The following is a 17,276-nucleotide window of genomic DNA, read 5'->3' as shown; positions in this document are numbered from 1 at the left end:
CGTGTCGCGCGAAGTCGAGACACGAACGGCCACAACCGGTTCTCGATGTCGCTCGAACCGAACGGAGAAGATACATTGACCAAAGCCGCCGTCCTGATCGAACCCGGCAAGCCCCTCGTCATCGAGGAGGTCGTCGTCGACAAGCCCGGCCCGCACGAGGTGCGCATCCGCACCGCCGCCTGCGGGCTTTGCCATTCGGACCTTCACTTCATCGACGGCGCCTATCCGCACCCCCTGCCCGCCATCCCCGGCCATGAAGCCGCCGGGATCGTCGAGGCGGTGGGCAGCGAAGTCCGCACGGTGAAGCCGGGCGATGCGGTCGTCACCTGCCTCAGCGCCTTTTGCGGCCATTGCGAGTTCTGCGTTACCGGGCGCATGTCGCTGTGCCTTGGCGGCGAGACGCGCCGGCCGGTCGGATCGGCGCCGCGCATCACGCGCCCCGACGGATCGCCGGTCAACCAGATGCTCAACCTCAGCGCCTTTTCGGAGGTGATGCTGGTCCACGAACATGCGTGCGTCGCGATCGATCCCGAAATGCCGCTCGACCGGGCGGCGGTGATCGGCTGCGCGGTCACGACCGGCGCGGGCACCATCTTTAACGCGTGCAAGGTGACGCCGGGCGAAACGGTCGCGGTCGTCGGTTGCGGCGGCGTCGGGCTCGCGACGATCAACGCCGCCAAGATCGCCGGCGCGGGGCGCATCATCGCCGCCGACCCGGTTCCCGAAAAGCGCGAACTGGCGATGAAGCTCGGCGCAACCGATGTCGTCGACGCGCTCGCCGACGATGCCGCCAAACAGATCGTCGAAATGACCAAGGGCGGCGTCGACCATGCGGTCGAAGCGGTCGGGCGTCCTGCCTCGGCCAGCCTCGCGGTCGCCTCGCTGCGCCGCGGCGGCACCGCGACGATCCTGGGCATGATGCCGCTGTCCGAAAAGGTCGGGCTGGGCGCAATGGACCTGCTTTCGGGCAAGAAGCTGCAGGGCGCGATCATGGGCGGCAATCGCTTCCCGGTCGACATCCCGCGGCTCGTCGATTTCTACCTGCGCGGCCTGCTCGATCTCGACAGCATCGTTGCCGAGACGATCCCGCTCGACCGGGTCAACGAAGGCTTCGACAAGATGCGAAAGGGCGATGCCGCGCGGTCGGTGATCGTGTTCGGCCAATGACGGAAACAATCGACGCGCAAAAGGCCTTCAGCGGCACCGTCGCGCCGGAGGGCGCCGACGTCCTCGACGAGGCGAAGCTGACCGCCTGGATGGAAGCCAATGTCGAAGGGTTTGAAGGCCCGCTGACGCAGAGCAAATTTGCCGGCGGCCAGTCGAACCCGACCTACAAGATATCGGCGCCGTCGGGCAATTATGTGCTGCGGCGCAAACCTTTCGGCCCGCTGCTCCCGTCGGCGCACGCCGTCGACCGCGAATATAAGGTGCAGGCTGGCCTCCATAAGATGGGCTATCCGGTCGCGCGCCAATATGGGCTGTGTACCGATGACAGCGTGGTCGGCAGCTGGTTCTATGTGATGGGGATGGTCGACGGCCATACCATCTGGGACGGATCGATGCCGGGGTCGACCCCCGAAAACCGCCGCGCGACCTATTTCGCGATGATCGACGCGCTCGCGGCGCTGCACAGTGTCGATGTCGAAGCCGCCGGGCTTTCGGACTTCGGCAAGCCGGGCAATTATTTCGGGCGCCAGGTCGATCGCTGGACCAAGCAGTACCGGCTGTCCGAGACCGAGACGATGGACGAGATGGAGCGGCTGATCGCATGGCTGCCCGCGACCTTGCCCGAACAGACGCGCACCAGCGTCGTCCACGGCGATTACCGGATCGACAATATGATCTGGGCCAAGGACCGGCCCGAGGTGCTGGCGGTGCTCGACTGGGAATTGTCGACACTCGGCGATCCGCTCGCCGATTTCACCTATGTCGCAATGGCGTGGGTGACCGAAAACGGCGGCCGTTCGGGGGTGATGGACCTTGACCGCGCGGCGCTCGGCATTCCGGAGCTCGACGAGGTGGTCGATCGCTATTGCGCCGCGACCGGGCGCGACAGCGTTCCCGACATGAACTGGTATTTCGCCTATAATTTCTTCCGCCTCGCCGGCATCATGCAGGGGATCAAGAAGCGCGTCATCGACGGTACCGCATCGTCGGCCCATGCCAAGGCAATGTCCGAACGCGTCCTGCCGCTGGCGCAAAAGGCATGGCACTTCGCGCAGCAGGCCGGCGCATGAGCCTGTTCGACATGACCGGGCAGGTCGCGCTGATCACCGGATCGTCGCGCGGCATCGGCAAGGCGACCGCCGAAGCAATGGCCGAACAGGGCGCCAAGGTCGTCATCTCGAGCCGCAAGCAGGATGCCTGCGATCAGACCGCGGCGGCGATCAACGCGCGCTTTGGCGAAGGCACCGCCATTGCGGTTGCCGCGAACATCTCGTCGAAGGAGGATCTGCAGCATCTCGTCGACGCGACACGCGCCGCCTTCGGCAAGATCACCGCGCTCGTCTGCAACGCGGCATCGAACCCCTATTATGGTCCTGGCCTCGGCATCAGCGACGACCAGTTCCGCAAGATCATGGACAATAATATCCTGTCCAACCACTGGCTGATTTCGATGGTCGCACCCGAAATGCTCGAACGCGGCGAAGGATCGATCACGATCATCAGTTCGATCGGCGGGCTCAAGGGATCGCCGATCATCGGAGCCTACGGGATTTCCAAAGCGGCGGACATGCAGGTGGCGCGCAATTTCTCGGTCGAGTTCGGCCCCAAGGGCGTCCGCGTCAATTGCATCGCGCCCGGCCTGATCCGCACCGACATGGCGCGCGCGCTGTGGGAAAATGAAGAGAATCTTCGGCGTTCCACCGCGGCTTCGACGCTGAAGCGCATCGGCGAACCGCACGAGATCGCCGGCGCGGCGGTCTTTCTTGCCAGCAAGGCGGGGGCATTCACAACCGGCCAGACCATCGTCTGCGATGGCGGAGCCACGATATCGGGAGGCGCATGATGGGCGCATTGGACGGCAAGATTGCGATCATTACCGGCGCGGGCAGCGGCATCGGCCGGGCAAGCGCGCTGCGCTTCGCCGCCGAAGGTGCGAAACTCGTCATCGGCGACAAGAGCGCGGCGGTGCATGACACGGCGCAGGCAGTGAAGGACGCAGGCGGCACCGTCGTCGCGCTGGAAGTCGATGCCGGTGTCGAAGCCGATGTTGCGCGGCTGGTCGCGACCGCACAGGAAAATTACGGTGGGCTCGACATCGCCTTCGCCAACGCCGGGATCATCGGCGACATGGGCGGCATCTTCGACATCTCGCCCGAGGCCTGGGCCGAAACGCTGCGCGTCAATCTGATCGGCCCGGCGCTGATGGTGAAGCATGCGGGCAAGGCGATGGTCGATCAGGGCCGCGGCGGCGCGATCCTGCTGACCGCGAGTGTCGCGGGGATCAATTCGGGCGCCGGCCCGGCCGCCTATTCGGCGTCGAAGGCGGGGGTCATCAACCTTGCCAAGACCGCGGCGCAGCAGATGACGTCGGCCAATGTGCGCGTCAACGCGATCTGCCCCGGCCTCACCGAAACCGGGATGACCAAACCGACCTTCGACTATGCAAAGGAGAAGGGCGTCACGCACAAGATCGGCCAGCTCAACCCGCTAAAGCGCGCCGGCCAGCCCGAGGAGCTCGCCAATGTCGCGCTCTTCCTGCTCAGCGACCAGGCAAGCTACGTCAACGGACAGGCGATTGCGGTTGACGGGGGCCTCACCAGCTCGCACCCGGTGACGCGCCAGCTTCTCGGCCAGACATCGCACTAAGGACGACGCCCCATGGGTCACGGATTCGATACCGCGCGGCTAGACCGCATTCCAGCCTTTCTCGGCGCGAAATATGTCGGCGCCGGCCGCCTGCCGCATGCGGCGACGCTGGTGTCGCGGCGCGGCGAGATCGCGCATCTGTCGTGCATCGGCGAGGCGCGTCCGGGCGAGGCGCTGAAAGAGGATGCGATCTTCCGCATCGCCAGCATGACCAAGCCGATCACCAGCACCGCCTTCATGATGCTGGTCGAGGAGGGCAAGGTCGCGCTGTCCGATCCGCTGGTAAAGTTCTGCCCCGAGTTCAAGGACACCGGCGTCTTCGTTGCGGGCGGCGGCAATGTGCCCTTCCTGACCCGGCCGCCGGTGCGCCCGATCCTGATGGTCGACCTGCTGCGCCATACCGCCGGCCTCACCTACAGCTTTCAGGAGCGTACGCCGGTCGACGCCGCCTATCGCAAGACCAAGATCGACGATTTCGACGCCGATTATACGATGGACAGCTTCATCGCGGGACTCGCGAAAATCCCGCTGCAGTTCGATCCCGGCGCGCATTGGAATTATTCGATGGCGACCGACGTCCTTGGCGCGGTGATCGAGCGGATCGAGGGCAAGCCGTTCGCCGAGGTGCTGCAGGAGCGCATCTTCGGCCCCCTCGGCATGGTCGATACCGGGTTCAAGGTGCCTGCGGACAAACAGCATCGGCTGACGGACTGCTACGCTTTCGACCCGAAGGAGAAGATGAAGGGCTTCGACAGCGGCGACCGCAGCCGCTGGGCAAAGGACCGCAGCTTTCATTCGGGCGGCGGCGGGCTCGTCTCGACGCTGGCCGATTATCACCGTTTCTGTCTGATGCTGCTCGGCGGCGGCAAGCTGGACGGCACGCGAATCATCAGCCGCAAGACGCTCGCCCTGATGACCGCGAACCACCTGGTCGGCGGCGGCGACCTGACGCAGCATAGCGTCGGCATCTTTTCCGAGGACGAAAATGCCGGGGTCGGCTTCGGGCTCGGCTTCGCGGTCACGCTCGACCCGGCGGCGGCGGGCATCCCCGGCTCGGCGGGGGATTTTTATTGGGGCGGCATGTTTTCGACCGGCTTCTTCGTCGATCCGGTCGAAGAAATCTGCATGGTGTTCATGACCCAGCTCATGCCCTCGTCCACCTATCCCGTGCGGCGCGAGGTCAAGACGCTCGTCCACGCCGCGATCGACGACTGAAATGATGTATATGTTCGAATAAAAAGGGCCTGTATCCCCGCGAAGGCGGGGACCCATCTCCTGCCGGTGCCAGATCGTGCCGTCCGGTGATGGACCCCCGCCTTCGCGGGGGCACAAGGCTTTTCTGACAGGCTTTAGATTGAGAGGAGCTTTCCCATGTCCGATGAAACCCCCGTATCCGTCACGATGCAGAAGGATGGCGAGATCGCCGTCGTCATCGTCAACAACCCCCCGGTCAACGCCCTGTCGTGGCATGTCCGTCAGGGGTTGAAGGATAATTTCGAAGCCGCGCTCGCCGATGACGGCGTCAAGGCGATCGTGCTGCGCTGCGATGGCGCAACCTTCATCGCCGGCGCCGACATCAGCGAATTCGGCAAGCCGCCGCGCGGTCCCGATTTCAACGCCGTGCTCAACATGATCGAAGCCGCGACCAAGCCGGTCGTCGCTGCCATCCACGGCACGGCGCTCGGCGGCGGCCTCGAAACTGCGCTCGTCTGTCATTATCGCGTCGCGGTCCCGTCGGCGAAGCTCGGCGTGCCCGAGGTGAAGCTGGGGCTGCTGCCCGGCGCGGGCGGCACGCAGCGCCTGCCGCGCGTCGTCGGGGTCGAAGTCGCCGCGACGATGACCTCGCTCGGCGATCCCGTCCCCGCGCCACGCGCGAAGGAGATGGGCCTCGTCGATGCGCTGGCGGGTGAGGACAGCCTTGCCGCCGACGCAATCGCCTTCGCCCGCGCCAAGATCGCCGACGGCCCGCGCCCGACCCGCGAACGCGCCGTGTTCGGCGACGTCGGCGTCATCGAAAAGCTGAAGACCGCGAACGCGAAGCGCTGGCGCGGTTTCGAGGCGCCTTACGCGAACCTCGCCTGCGTCGAGGCGGCGACGCGCCTGCCCTTCGACGAAGGGCTCGCCTTCGAGCGCCAGGAATTCATGAAGCTGATGATGGGCAGCCAGTCGGCGGCGCAGCGCCACATCTTTTTCGCCGAACGCCAGGCGGCAAAGATCGACGGCCTGCCCAAGGACACGCAGCTGCGCGACATCAAGAAGGTCGGCATCATCGGCGCCGGCACGATGGGCGGCGGCATCATGATGAACTTCCTGCAAAAGGGCTTTCCCTGCACCATCGTCGAAATGCAGCAGGAAGCGCTCGACCGCGGCCTGGGCGTGGTGCGCAAGAATTATGATGCCAGCGCCGCGAAGGGCCGCTTCAAGCCCGAACAGGTCGATCAGATGATGGGGCTCATCACCCCCGCGCTCGAACTCGACGCGCTCGCCGACTGCGACCTCATCATCGAGGCGGTCTACGAGAATATGGACGTCAAGAAAGACATCTTCGGCAAGCTCGACAAGATCGCAAAGCCCGGCGCCATTCTGGCGTCGAACACCAGCTACCTCGACGTCAACGAGATTGCAGCGTCGACGAGCCGCCCCGGCGACGTGCTCGGCATGCACTTCTTCTCGCCCGCCAATGTGATGAAGCTGCTCGAAGTGGTGCGCGGCGACAAGACCGCCCCCGACGTGCTGGCGACCGCGATGGCGATCGGCAAGAAGATCGACAAGGTCGCCGTCGTCGCCGGCGTCTGCCACGGCTTCATCGGCAACCGCATGCTCGCACCGCGCCAGATCGAGGCACAGAAGCTGTTGCTCGAAGGCGCGACCCCGGCGCAGGTCGACAAGGTGCATGTCGATTTCGGCATGCCGATGGGACCGTTCCAGATGAGCGACCTTGCCGGCGTCGACATCGGCTGGCACCGCGACCCGAACCGGATCGAAAGCATCCGCGACGCGCTGTGCGCCGAAGGCCGCTGGGGCCAGAAGAAGCAGGCGGGCTTCTATGACTATGACGACAAGCGCAATCCGTCGGAAAGCCCGCGCGTTGCCGAGATCATCGAGGAGTTCCGCCAGAAGGCGGGCATTCAGAAGCGCGAGATCAGCGATCAGGAAATCGTCGAACGCACGCTCTATCCGATGGTCAACGAAGGTGCCTTGATCCTCGCCGAAGGCAAGGCACAGCGCGCGAGCGATATCGATGTGGTGTGGATCTACGGCTATGGCTGGCCGGTCTATCGCGGCGGTCCGATGTTCTGGGCGGGCCTTGAAGGCACCGACAAGATCGCCGCGGCGCTGGAAAAGCACGGCTTCACGGTGGCACCGCTGCTCGCCGAGAAGGCCGCGGCGAAGGCGGGCTTCTAAACCAGCGCGAAACGAAGAAAGGGCCGCCTGTCCCCGCTTGGGTCAGGCGGCCCTTCTTTTGTCAAAATCACGGCGACCGGCCGTAAAAACAGCGGCGATTCAGGGTTAAGATCATGGCGGCATCGGCCGTTAGAGCAGAGCATGAACGCCATGTCCTTTGCCCTCGCCCTGCTCGTCGCTGCGGGCGCACCGACGGCAGCGCAAGCTCCGCCGCCGCAGGCAAGCGCCGTGGGCGTCGCCCGCGCGCGCATAGTGGCCCCGGCCGAGGTGCGGCGGGTGAACGGCCGACTGGAAGTGCGCTCCGGCGACAGCAAAGCGCCCACGCAAGTGCATCGCACCAAAAGGCTCAATGGCGGCGAGACAGCGGATTTCTATTGAACTGGTGCCGGACCGCGGTGGGTTCGGTTATCGACCGATTGCGGACATGGTTGTTTGTCCATAATGTCGATCATCGCGCGGCCAAACTCGCGCATGGCGATGAAATCGGTTTAACCTCGAGGGACATTTATGGGCGGCTCGGCTGCATTATTCTTTTTGCCGGTCCTTATGTATGCAGTTGTGCAGACCGCCAGAGATGTGCGCTCTAAAGCCTGGCTTTTGTCAACGTGGGGCCTGCTAACTATCTTGATCGTCGCTTGGGCGACTCTCCTGTTGTTGAGCGGTCCGCAGCACTGAGCCTCCGTGTCGCAATCCATTCTTGCACGAACGTGAAACGTCCGCTCCCCTCCCCAAAGTCGTCGTTCGCCGTCGATCTGGGTCGTATGACCGGAATCGACCCCAAACGGTCACGGGCGGCGTTGCGGCTCAATCCTGCAATGTCTTGATGATCGCGGAAAAATCATGTCCGCCTTCATCGGCGGCGACGAACGCTTCATAGAGTTCGCGGGCCTTCGACCCCATCGGGACCTCAGCCTCGACGCTCGCTGCCGCTTCCATCGCGAGGCGGAGATCCTTGAGCATCAGGGCCGCGGCGAACCCGCCCTTGTAATCATTGTCGGCGGGAGTCGTCGGCCCGACGCCCGGGAGCGGCGCATAGCTGGTGAGCGACCAGCATTGCCCCGACGACACGCTGGCGATGTCGAAGAATTTCTGCGGGTCGAGCCCGAGCTTCTGCGCAAGCGCAAGCGTTTCGCACGTCGCGATCATCGAGGCGCCGAGCAGCATGTTGTTGCAGATCTTCGCGCCCTGCCCCGCACCCGCGTCGCCGGCGTGGATCACCGCCTTGCCCATTTTCGCGAGGATCGGTTCGGCGCGCGCGAAACCTTCGTCGGTGCCGCCGACCATGAAGGTAAGCGTGCCCGCATTCGCAGCGGCGATCCCGCCCGAAACCGGCGCGTCGACCGCGACGAGGCCCTTCGCCGTCGCCGCTTCGATGTTCGAGCGCGCGGTTGCGACGTCGATCGTCGAGCAATCGAGCAGCAGAGTGCCGGGCGCGGCATTGGGAAAGACCTCGGCGTCATAAACGCCCGCGACATGCTTGCCCGCAGGGAGCATGGTCACGACAGCCTCGGCGCCGGTCACCGCCTCGGCCGCCGATGCGGCGCGGGTGCAGCCCGCTTCTACCGCCCGCGTCAGCGCCTCTTCGCTGAGGTCGAAGGCGCGGACGTCGTGGCCCGCCTTCGCAAGGTTCGCGGCCATCCCGCCGCCCATGTTGCCTAGTCCGATAAAGGCGATTTTCATATTTCTCTCCACAAACCTCAATGACTTGTGTGTCCCCGCGAAGGCGGGGATCCATCATCCGGCAGTTTGAATTGCGCCGTCCGATGATGGGCCCCCGCCTTCGCGGGGGCACACAGCTTTTCACTCAAAAGATGGATTATGTTCGAGACGATCACCGCCCCTTCCACACGCCTTCGCGTTTTTCGATGAACGCGGCCATGCCTTCGACCTTGTCCTCGGTCGCGGCGAGGATCTGGAACAGGCGGCGTTCGTAGAGAAGGCCCTGGTCGAGCGTCGTTTCGAACGCCGCGTTGACCATATCCTTGTTCACCATCGCAGCCATCGGCGGCATGCCTGCAATCGTGGTCGCGGTCTTCACCGCTTCGTCGACGAGCGTTTCATGCGCAACCACGCGTGCAACAAGGCCCGAACGCTCGGCTTCGGCGGCGTCCATCATCCGGCCGGTGAGGCACATTTCCATCGCCTTCGCCTTGCCCACCGCGCGGGTCAGCCGCTGCGACCCGCCCATGCCGGGGGCGACGCCGAGCTTGATTTCGGGCTGGCCGAATTTCGCTTTTTCCGACGCGATGATGAAGTCAGCCATCATCGCCAGTTCGCAGCCACCGCCCAAGGCAAAACCGTTGACCGCGGCGATCCACGGCTTCCTGACCTTCTTCGCGAAGTCGCTCGTCCATTTCGAGAAGAAGTCCTCGAGATAGAAATCGGCGGCGGGCTTGTCGGCCATTTCCTTGATGTCGGCGCCCGCGGCGAACGCCTTGTCGCCCGATCCGGTAAGAACGGCGCAGCGCTGGCTGTCATCGGCCTCGAAAGCCGCGAATGCGGCGATAAGGTCGTTCAGCACATCGGAGTTCAGGGCATTGAGCGCCTGCGGGCGGTTGAGCGTGACGAGCGTGACGGCGCCGCGCTGTTCGACGAGGAGGGTTTCGTAAGTCATTCGGTATCTCCTTCGTCATTCCGGCGAAGGCCGGAATCTCAACGGTGAGACCCCGGCCTTCGCCGGGGTGACGGTTAGGCTAGAGGGGTCCATTTCTCATTCTCGGGCAGCGGCGCGAAGATCGCGTCGATCCAGTCGTCGGTGACTGCCTCTGGTGTCGGCGGGTCCCATTTCGGGCTGTTGTCCTTGTCGATGATCAGCGCGCGGACGCCCTCGATGAAATCGTGCATCTGCACCACCCGGCTGCCGATCGCATATTCCTGCGTCATCTGCGCGGCGAAGTCGTGCATCGCACCGCCTTCCTTGAGCTGGCGGAGCGCGACCTTGCAGGTTTGCGGCGATTTGCCGTGGAGCGTCGCCAGTTCCTTTTCGGCCCATTCTCCGCCATCGGCTTCGAGCGCGGCAAGAATCTCTTCATAGCTGTCGCTGGCGAACAGGCGGTTGATCCGGTCGATATGCTGCATGATCGCGGCGGGCGGCGCGGTGACCGACAGCTCGCCCAATATGCCGCCAATGCGGTCGGGGTGCTGCGCGATGCGCGCCTTTGCCTCGGCGAGCTTTTCGGACGGCAGATAGTGGGTCGCGAGGCCCAGCGCGAGACATTCGGCCCCGTCGAGCCGCGCGCCGGTGAGCGCGAGATACGCGCCGACGCGCCCTTCCAGCCGCGGCAGATACCAGCCGCCGCCGACGTCAGGGAACAGGCCGATCCCGGTTTCGGGCATCGCAAAGCGCGTATGTTCGGTCGCGACACGATATTTCGCCGGCTGCGAAATGCCGACCCCGCCGCCCATGGTAATGCCGTCCATGAAGGCGACGACGGGCTTCGCATAGGTGAAAAGCAGATGGTTGAGGCGATATTCGGTGTGGAAGAACTGCCGCGCCTCCATTCCGTCCTTGGCGCCGCTTTCCGCAAGCATGCGAATGTCGCCCCCGGCGCAGAAGCCGCGGCCTTCGCTATGGTCGATAATGACCGCCTCGACGGCCTCGTCATCGCGCCATCCGAGCAGCGCATCGATCATCGCCCGGCACATCGGCAGGTTGAGCGCGTGGATCGCCTTCGGACGATTGAGCGACAAGCGGCCGGCATGGCCGTCGATCGAAATCAGAACATCTTCGGTCATTGGCGCAGCAAATCCCTTCCCACGATCATCCGCATGACCTGATTGGTGCCTTCGAGGATCGAATGGACGCGCAGGTCGCGCCAGAAACGCTCGATCGGATAATCCTTCAGATAGCCGTAACCGCCGAACAATTGCAGCGCGTCGTTGACGATCTTGCTGCCGTTGTCGGTCGCAAGCCGCTTCGCCATCGCCGAGAAGCGCGACTTGTCGGGCGCGTTCGCGGTGACCTTTGCCGCCGCCATATAGAGGAGGGCACGCGCGGCTTCGAGGTCGGTTGCCATGTCGGCAAGCATGAACTGGGTGTTCTGGAAATCCGAAATCGGCTGGCCGAACTGCTGGCGGTCCTTGGTATAGGCGATCGCCTCGTCAAGGCAGCGCTGCGCCCCGCCGAGCGAGCAGGCGCCGATGTTGAGGCGGCCGCCGTCGAGCCCCGCCATCGCAAAGCGGAAGCCGTCGCCTTCCGCACCGACGCGGTTTTCGACCGGCACCTTCACATTGTCGAAGATCACCTGCGCGGTCGGCGAGGCGTTCCAGCCGAGCTTGCGTTCCTTCGCGCCGAAGCTGACACCGGGCATGTCCTTTTCGATGACGAGGCAACTGATCCCCTTCGGTCCCGGCTGGCCGGTGCGCACCATCGTCACATAAAGGTCGTTGACGCCGGCGCCCGAGATGAACTGCTTGGTGCCATTGACGACATAATGGTCGCCGTCGAGCGTCGCGGTGGTCTTGAGCGCCGCAGCGTCGGACCCCGAACCGGGTTCGGTGAGGCAGTAGCTGGCCATGCGGTCCATGGTGACGAGATCGGGAAGATATTTCGACTTCACCGCAGCGCCGCCGAAGCTGTCGATCATCCAGCTCGCCATATTGTGGATCGAGATGAAGGCGCTCGTCGCCGGGCAACCGTAGGACATCGCCTCCATGATCAATGCCGCCTCGAGCCGGCCGAGGCCGATACCGCCCGATTCCTCGCTGACATAGATCGCCGCAAAGCCGAGTTCGGCCGCCTGCTTGATCACGTCGCGCGGGAAATGCGCCTTTTCGTCCCATTCGGCCGCAAAGGGCGTGATGGCGTCGGCGGTGAACTTGCGCGCCATGTCCTGGATCGCGCGCTGGTCGTCGGTAAGCTGGAACTGGTCGGTCATATCCCTGTCTCTAAAATGGCCTCGGCCTCGATTTCGACTTTCCATTCGGGGCGGATCAGCGCCGGAATGACGAGCATCGTGGCGGCCGGGCGGATCGCGCCGAATATGGCGCCATGCGCCTGTCCGACGCGATCGGCATCGGCGGCGTCGGTGATATACATGCGGGTGCGCACGACGTCGGCGAAGCTGCCGCCCAGGGCTTCGAGCGCTTCGCCGATGATCGTCAGGCAGCGCGCGGCCTGCACTCCGGCGTCGCCGACGGTCGACGAACCGTCGGGCTCGATCGGCGCGCAGCCGGCGACGTCGATGCGATTGCCGACCCGGACCGCGCGGCTGTAACCGTACACGGGCTCAAAGGGCGACGCCGAGCCGTGATTGCGCCGCCAACCGTCAGCCACACGTAACCTGCGTGATCTTGTAGGCGTCGTCGTACATGACGTTCACCCGGTCCTGCCGATAATCCATCGTCATCGCGCTGCGCGGCGGGCCCCAGCGCAGCGTGCGCGCGCCGGTCGCTTTCAGGATGGCGCCGCCCAGCTCGGGGCTCGCGGTCTGGCCGACATAGCTTTGCGCCGCATCGGCGCTGCACGTCATCGCGGCCGGCGGCGGCGCGGCATCGGAGGGAGAACCGTCCCCGGCGCTGGCGCAGGCGGCGAGCGGCAGGACGGCGGTGAGGGTCAGAAAACGGATATCCATCATATATCTCCCTTTCTTCGCAAGTCAGGCGCAGCGGGTATAGCGCATCGCGTCGGGCGCGGCACCATCGCCATAATCGCGGCGAACGAGCGTCTTGCCGCCGTCGGCGAGGCCGAGCAGCATCAGCCGGTCCCACTGCTGCCCTTCGCCGCTGAATTTATAATCGGCGACGATGCGGTTTACATCGCGGTCGCGCACCCGCGCCAGATCGCCCGCCGATTCGAAGAAGCGCAGCGTCTTTGCGTCGATCACCAGCGCGGTCAGGTCGGTGCCGGGACGCGCGCCGCAATCCTCCGCCTTCAGCGCCCAGCGACCGCGGATGGCAACCGGAATCGCCTGCTCGCCGATACCGACCCCCGCTTCGGGTGCCTTCGGCGGGGCCACCGACGGATCGGCAACATAGGCGAGGTCGGCATCGCTGGCGCCGCCCGCGGCGGGCGCCGGTTGAGCAGGCGCGTTTTGCGAAGGCCCGGCCGGCGCATCGGCCGCCTGTTCCTCAGCGGCGGGTGCCTTGTCATCGGTGCCATCGGTGCCGTCGCTGCCGCCGCTGCACCCGGCAAGCAGCAGCAAGGGAGCGGAAAACAGCCAGCGCGTCATCATTCGATCTCCTGCACGGCGCCAGCGACCGGCCGGCGCCCCAACAGGAAATGCCCGATGACGGGGGCCGGTTTCATCGCCAGCGCGCCGTCAGCCCATGGTCGGGATGACGAAGGCGTTGCCGCCGTCAAGCGACCCATCGGGCCAGCGCGCGGTCACGGTCTTGACCTTGGTCCAGAATTTGACCCCCTCCATGCCGTGCTGGTTGGTATCGCCGAACGCCGAGCGCTTCCAGCCGCCGAAGGTGTGATAGGCGACGGGCACCGGAATCGGCACGTTGATGCCGACCATGCCGACATTGACGCGCGCGGCAAATTCGCGCGCGGCGTGGCCGTTGCGCGTGAAGATGGCGACGCCGTTGCCATACTGATGCCTCGACGGCAGTTCGAGCGCGGTTTCGAAATCGGGCGCGCGGACGATCTGCAGCACCGGGCCGAAGATTTCTTCCTTGTAGCTTTCCATCTCGGGGGTGACATGGTCGAACAGCGTCGGGCCGACGAAGAAGCCCTTTTCATGCCCCTGCAAGGTAAAGCCGCGCCCGTCGACGACCAGCTCGGCGCCTTCGTCGGCACATTTCGCGATCCAGCCTTCGACCTTTTCCTTGTGCGCCTGCGTCACCACGGGGCCGTAATGCGCGTCGGGATCGGTCGATACGCCGACGCGCAGCGCCTCGATCGCCGGGACCAGCTTGTCGCGCAGTCGCTGCGCCGTATCCTCGCCCACCGGGACGACGACGGGCAGCGCCATGCAGCGTTCGCCCGCCGAGCCGAAGGCGGCGCCGGTCAGGTCGCTGACCACCTGGTCGAGATCGGCGTCGGGCATGACGATGCCGTGATTCTTCGCGCCGCCCATCGCCTGCACCCGCTTGCCCGCGCGCACGCCGCGTTCATAGACATAATGGGCGATGTCCGACGAGCCGACGAAGCTGACCGCGGCGATGTCGGGATGATCGAGGATGGCATCGACCATTTCCTTGTCACCGTGGACGACCTGGAAAATCCCCTCGGGCATTCCGGCTTCGAGGAACAGTTCGGCCAGGCGGACGGGAACCGACGGGTCGCGTTCGCTGGGCTTCAGGATGAAGGCATTGCCGACCGCGGTGGCGACCGCGCCCATCCACAACGGAATCATCGCGGGAAAGTTGAACGGCGTGATGCCGACGCCGATGCCGAGCGGCTGGCGCATCGAATAGACGTCGATGCCGGGGCCGGCGCCCTGCGTATATTCGCCCTTCAGCACATGCGGGATGCCGCAACAGAATTCGACGACCTCCAGCCCGCGCTGGATGTCGCCCTTGGCATCGGCGATCACCTTGCCATGTTCGGCCGAGAGCATCTGAGCAAGCTCGTCCATATTGGCCTCTACCAGCCGCTTATATTCGAACATCACCCGCGCGCGGCGCTGGGGATTCACTGCGGCCCAGGCCGGCTGCGCCGCCTTGGCCGCCGCGACCGCGCGATCGAGGAGCGCCTTGTCGCCAAGCGCCACCTGCGCCTGAACGCCGCCATTGTTCGGATCGAGCACGTCGCCGAGCCGTCCCGTATTGCCGCCGGCACCGCCGACGATGTGATGATCGATCTGTCGCATGAGGGTCGAGTCTCCCGTTTCTGACGTGTCGCAGCCACAAACCAAAACCAGCGCGATTGCAAGGGATAGACTTGCAGCCATATCCTGCATATTTGCAGCATATGGATTGGGACAGCCTGCAATATTTCCAGATGGTTGCGCGTCATGGCACGCTGGCGCGAGCCGGCCAGGCGCTCCACGTCGACGCCACGACGGTCAGCCGCCGCATCAGTGCACTGGAAAGCGCCTTGCAGCAGACGCTGTTCGAACGCGCGCCGACGGGTTTCGTTCTGACCGCCGCCGGTCGGGCGCTCGTTCCGCATGCCGAAGCGATGGCGGCAGCGGCCGCGCGCATCCATTCGGCAGGCGATGGCGGCACGGCGCTTTCGGGGCAATTGCGGATCAGCGTCTCCGAAGGTTTTGGGGGCAGCTTCATCGCGCCGCGCCTCGCCGCCTTCGTCGCGGCGCACCCCGAGCTCGAGATCGACCTTGTCGCTTCGTCGGGTTTCCTCAACCCCTCGCGGCGCGAGGCCGATATGGCGGTGCTGCTCGCGCGGCCCCGCAAGGGCCCGCTGATCACGCGCAAGCTCGCGGACTACAGCCTCGGCCTCTACGCCCCCGCCGACCGCCGCGACTGGCATCGGGCGGTCGAAGCGGCGCCCCTCTCGCGTACCGGTATTCCCGTCGCCGGCTATGTCCCCGACATCCTCTATGCCCCCGAACTCGACTATCTGGGCGAGATCGAACCGGGGTTGCGCGCTGGCATCCGATCCTCTTCGATCCTCGCGCAGCGGCGGATGATCGCGGGCGGTGCCGGAGTCGGCGTCCTGCCCTGCTTCCTTGCTGCGGGTGACCCCGCGCTCGTCCGCGTCCGCCGCGACCAGACGATCGCGCGCGCCTTCTGGCTGGCGCTGCACCGCGACATCGCGCCGCAGCCGCGGATTCGCGCCTTCATCGACTGGCTCGACGCCGAAGTGCAGGCCGCACGCACGCTGTTCGTCCCCGAGCCAGGAAAATTGTCGTAATTTGTCGCAATGCAGCCTCGGGGCTTGCATGGTGCGGCGCAATAGGTTGAATAGGCGCCCTTCCCCCCGCCCTCCCCGGCGGTTTCGACACGAGACAACAGACTATGCTGCACAAGAAGCCGCTGCTCCTTGCCGGAGCGCTGTGCGCGATGACGCTTTCGCTGGGCGCCTGTTCGGGCAAGGACGACAAGGGCGGCAACCGCGCCGCGCAGGTCGGCTTTGTCGTGGTGCGCGAGGAGGCCGTGCCGATCACCACCGCGCTCGGCGGCCGCACCGTCGCCTTCGAGACGAGCGAAGTCCGGCCGCAGGTAAACGGCATTGTCCGCCAGCGCCTGTTTACCGAGGGCGGGACGGTGCGCGCCGGCCAGCCGCTGTTCCAGATCGACGCGAGCCTTTACAAGGCGGCGGTCGATCAGGCCGCGGCCAATCTGGCGAGCGCCCGCGCGAGCGCGCAGGCGGCCGAGGAAAAGGCCAAGCGCTTCGAGCCGCTCGCCAAGATGCAGGCGGTGGCCGAACAAGATTATACCGACGCGCTGGCACAGGCGCGCGTCGCGCGCGCCGCCGTCGCGCAGAGCGCCGCATCGCTCGAAACTGCGCGGATCAACCTGCGCTATTCGACGATCACCGCGCCGATCGGGGGCCATATCGGCCGCTCGCTCGTTACTCCCGGCGCGCTCGTCAGCGCCAGCCAGGCGACGCCGCTCGCGGTGATCCAGCGCACCGACCCCATGTATGTCGACATCCAGCAATCGGCCGCCGACATGACGCGCCTGCGCCAGTCGCTTGCCAGCGGCGGGGTGACCGCCGGCAGCACGAGCGTGCGGCTGAAGCTGGAGGACGGCAGCGATTACGGCCTGTCCGGCACCGTGCAGTTTTCCGAAGTGACGGTGAACGAAGCGACGGGGACGGTGACGCTGCGCGCGCGCTTCCCCAACCCCTCGGGCCTGCTGATGCCCGGCATGTTCGTGACCGCGCTGTTCGACCAGGCGGTGAACCCCGCGGCAATGCTGGTGCCGCAGGCCGCGGTGCAGCGCGATTTCGACGGATCGGCTTTCGTCTATCTGGTCGGCAACGACAATAAGGCCGAACGGCGCAAGGTCGACGCGGACCGCACGGTCGGCGCGAACTGGGTCGTCACCGGCGGGCTGAAACCGGGCGACCGGGTCATCACGCAGGGTGTCGGCAACCTGAAGCAGGGATCGGCGATCAAGCCAGTGCCCGCGACCAGTCCGCAGCGGGTGGGGGCGCCCGCGGGGAAGAGCGCCGACAAGAGCGCCGCGACGAAAGGACAATAACG

At 65.5% G+C, this 17,276-nt stretch carries 17 protein-coding genes; 9 read left to right on the top strand and 8 right to left on the bottom strand.

Annotated features, from left to right (window positions below; translation table 11 throughout):
• Positions 1–75 precede the first annotated feature (75 nt).
• The 7 genes from AOA14_RS09835 to AOA14_RS09805 all read left to right on the top strand — a co-directional run bounded on the left by AOA14_RS09835 (position 76) and on the right by AOA14_RS09805 (position 7,596).
• Positions 76–1,167, top strand: coding sequence for a Zn-dependent alcohol dehydrogenase (locus AOA14_RS09835; protein WP_062903104.1), 1,092 nt, complete (start codon positions 76–78; stop codon positions 1,165–1,167).
• Entirely contained in the window at positions 1,164–2,237 is a 1,074-nt protein-coding gene (locus AOA14_RS09830; protein ID WP_062901657.1) for a phosphotransferase family protein, read from the top strand. Before AOA14_RS09835 ends, AOA14_RS09830 begins: the two co-directional genes overlap by 4 nt.
• On the top strand, positions 2,234–3,010 hold the full coding sequence (locus AOA14_RS09825; RefSeq protein WP_003041355.1) for an SDR family NAD(P)-dependent oxidoreductase: 777 nt from the start codon (positions 2,234–2,236) through the stop codon (positions 3,008–3,010). Before AOA14_RS09830 ends, AOA14_RS09825 begins: the two co-directional genes overlap by 4 nt.
• Complete coding sequence (locus tag AOA14_RS09820) at positions 3,010–3,813, top strand: SDR family NAD(P)-dependent oxidoreductase (RefSeq protein WP_062901656.1); 804 nt, start codon at positions 3,010–3,012, stop codon at positions 3,811–3,813. Before AOA14_RS09825 ends, AOA14_RS09820 begins: the two co-directional genes overlap by 1 nt.
• Before the next feature lie 12 nt (positions 3,814–3,825).
• On the top strand, positions 3,826–5,028 hold the full coding sequence (locus AOA14_RS09815) for a serine hydrolase domain-containing protein (protein WP_062901655.1): 1,203 nt from the start codon (positions 3,826–3,828) through the stop codon (positions 5,026–5,028).
• 156 nt (positions 5,029–5,184) lie between these two features.
• Positions 5,185–7,218, top strand: a complete 2,034-nt coding sequence (locus AOA14_RS09810; protein ID WP_062901654.1) for a 3-hydroxyacyl-CoA dehydrogenase NAD-binding domain-containing protein — start codon at positions 5,185–5,187, stop codon at positions 7,216–7,218.
• A gap of 141 nt (positions 7,219–7,359) precedes the next feature.
• On the top strand, positions 7,360–7,596 hold the full coding sequence (locus tag AOA14_RS09805; RefSeq protein WP_062901653.1) for a hypothetical protein: 237 nt from the start codon (positions 7,360–7,362) through the stop codon (positions 7,594–7,596).
• 426 nt (positions 7,597–8,022) lie between these two features.
• On the opposite strand, the gene mmsB is transcribed toward AOA14_RS09805, so the two are convergent.
• The 8 genes from mmsB to AOA14_RS09765 form a co-directional block, all read right to left on the bottom strand.
• Complete coding sequence (gene mmsB, locus AOA14_RS09800; RefSeq protein ID WP_062901652.1) at positions 8,023–8,898, bottom strand: 3-hydroxyisobutyrate dehydrogenase; 876 nt, start codon at positions 8,896–8,898, stop codon at positions 8,023–8,025.
• A gap of 151 nt (positions 8,899–9,049) precedes the next feature.
• Positions 9,050–9,832 carry an enoyl-CoA hydratase-related protein gene (locus AOA14_RS09795; RefSeq protein ID WP_062901651.1) on the bottom strand — a complete coding sequence of 261 codons (783 nt, stop codon included), beginning with the start codon at positions 9,830–9,832 and terminating at the stop codon, positions 9,050–9,052.
• 74 nt (positions 9,833–9,906) lie between these two features.
• Positions 9,907–10,953 (bottom strand): enoyl-CoA hydratase/isomerase family protein, encoded by a 1,047-nt coding sequence (locus tag AOA14_RS09790; RefSeq protein WP_062901650.1) that lies wholly within the window; start codon positions 10,951–10,953, stop codon positions 9,907–9,909.
• Positions 10,950–12,095 (bottom strand): acyl-CoA dehydrogenase family protein, encoded by a 1,146-nt coding sequence (locus AOA14_RS09785; protein ID WP_062901649.1) that lies wholly within the window; start codon positions 12,093–12,095, stop codon positions 10,950–10,952. The genes AOA14_RS09790 and AOA14_RS09785 overlap by 4 nt, the downstream gene beginning before the upstream one ends.
• Entirely contained in the window at positions 12,092–12,493 is a 402-nt protein-coding gene (locus tag AOA14_RS09780; protein WP_062901648.1) for a RidA family protein, read from the bottom strand. Before AOA14_RS09780 ends, AOA14_RS09785 begins: the two co-directional genes overlap by 4 nt.
• Complete coding sequence (locus tag AOA14_RS09775) at positions 12,486–12,794, bottom strand: I78 family peptidase inhibitor (protein WP_062901647.1); 309 nt, start codon at positions 12,792–12,794, stop codon at positions 12,486–12,488. Before AOA14_RS09775 ends, AOA14_RS09780 begins: the two co-directional genes overlap by 8 nt.
• A 21-nt stretch (positions 12,795–12,815) precedes the next feature.
• Complete coding sequence (locus AOA14_RS09770) at positions 12,816–13,391, bottom strand: hypothetical protein (protein ID WP_238929623.1); 576 nt, start codon at positions 13,389–13,391, stop codon at positions 12,816–12,818.
• Positions 13,392–13,478: 87 nt separating this feature from the next.
• Positions 13,479–14,975, bottom strand: coding sequence for a CoA-acylating methylmalonate-semialdehyde dehydrogenase (locus AOA14_RS09765; protein WP_062901646.1), 1,497 nt, complete (start codon positions 14,973–14,975; stop codon positions 13,479–13,481).
• Between the two features lie 101 nt (positions 14,976–15,076).
• Between AOA14_RS09765 and AOA14_RS09760 the strand changes: the two genes are divergently transcribed.
• A complete protein-coding gene (locus AOA14_RS09760) occupies positions 15,077–15,979 on the top strand; it encodes a LysR family transcriptional regulator (RefSeq protein ID WP_062901645.1) in 903 nt (300 codons plus the stop codon).
• Positions 15,980–16,083: 104 nt separating this feature from the next.
• Positions 16,084–17,274 carry an efflux RND transporter periplasmic adaptor subunit gene (locus tag AOA14_RS09755; RefSeq protein ID WP_062901644.1) on the top strand — a complete coding sequence of 397 codons (1,191 nt, stop codon included), beginning with the start codon at positions 16,084–16,086 and terminating at the stop codon, positions 17,272–17,274.
• The last annotated feature ends 2 nt before the right edge of the window (positions 17,275–17,276 follow it).

Origin of the sequence: Sphingopyxis terrae subsp. terrae NBRC 15098 (assembly GCF_001610975.1) — a bacterium.
Classification (GTDB): domain Bacteria; phylum Pseudomonadota; class Alphaproteobacteria; order Sphingomonadales; family Sphingomonadaceae; genus Sphingopyxis; species Sphingopyxis terrae_A.
This window is presented reverse-complemented; position numbering and strand designations above follow the sequence as displayed.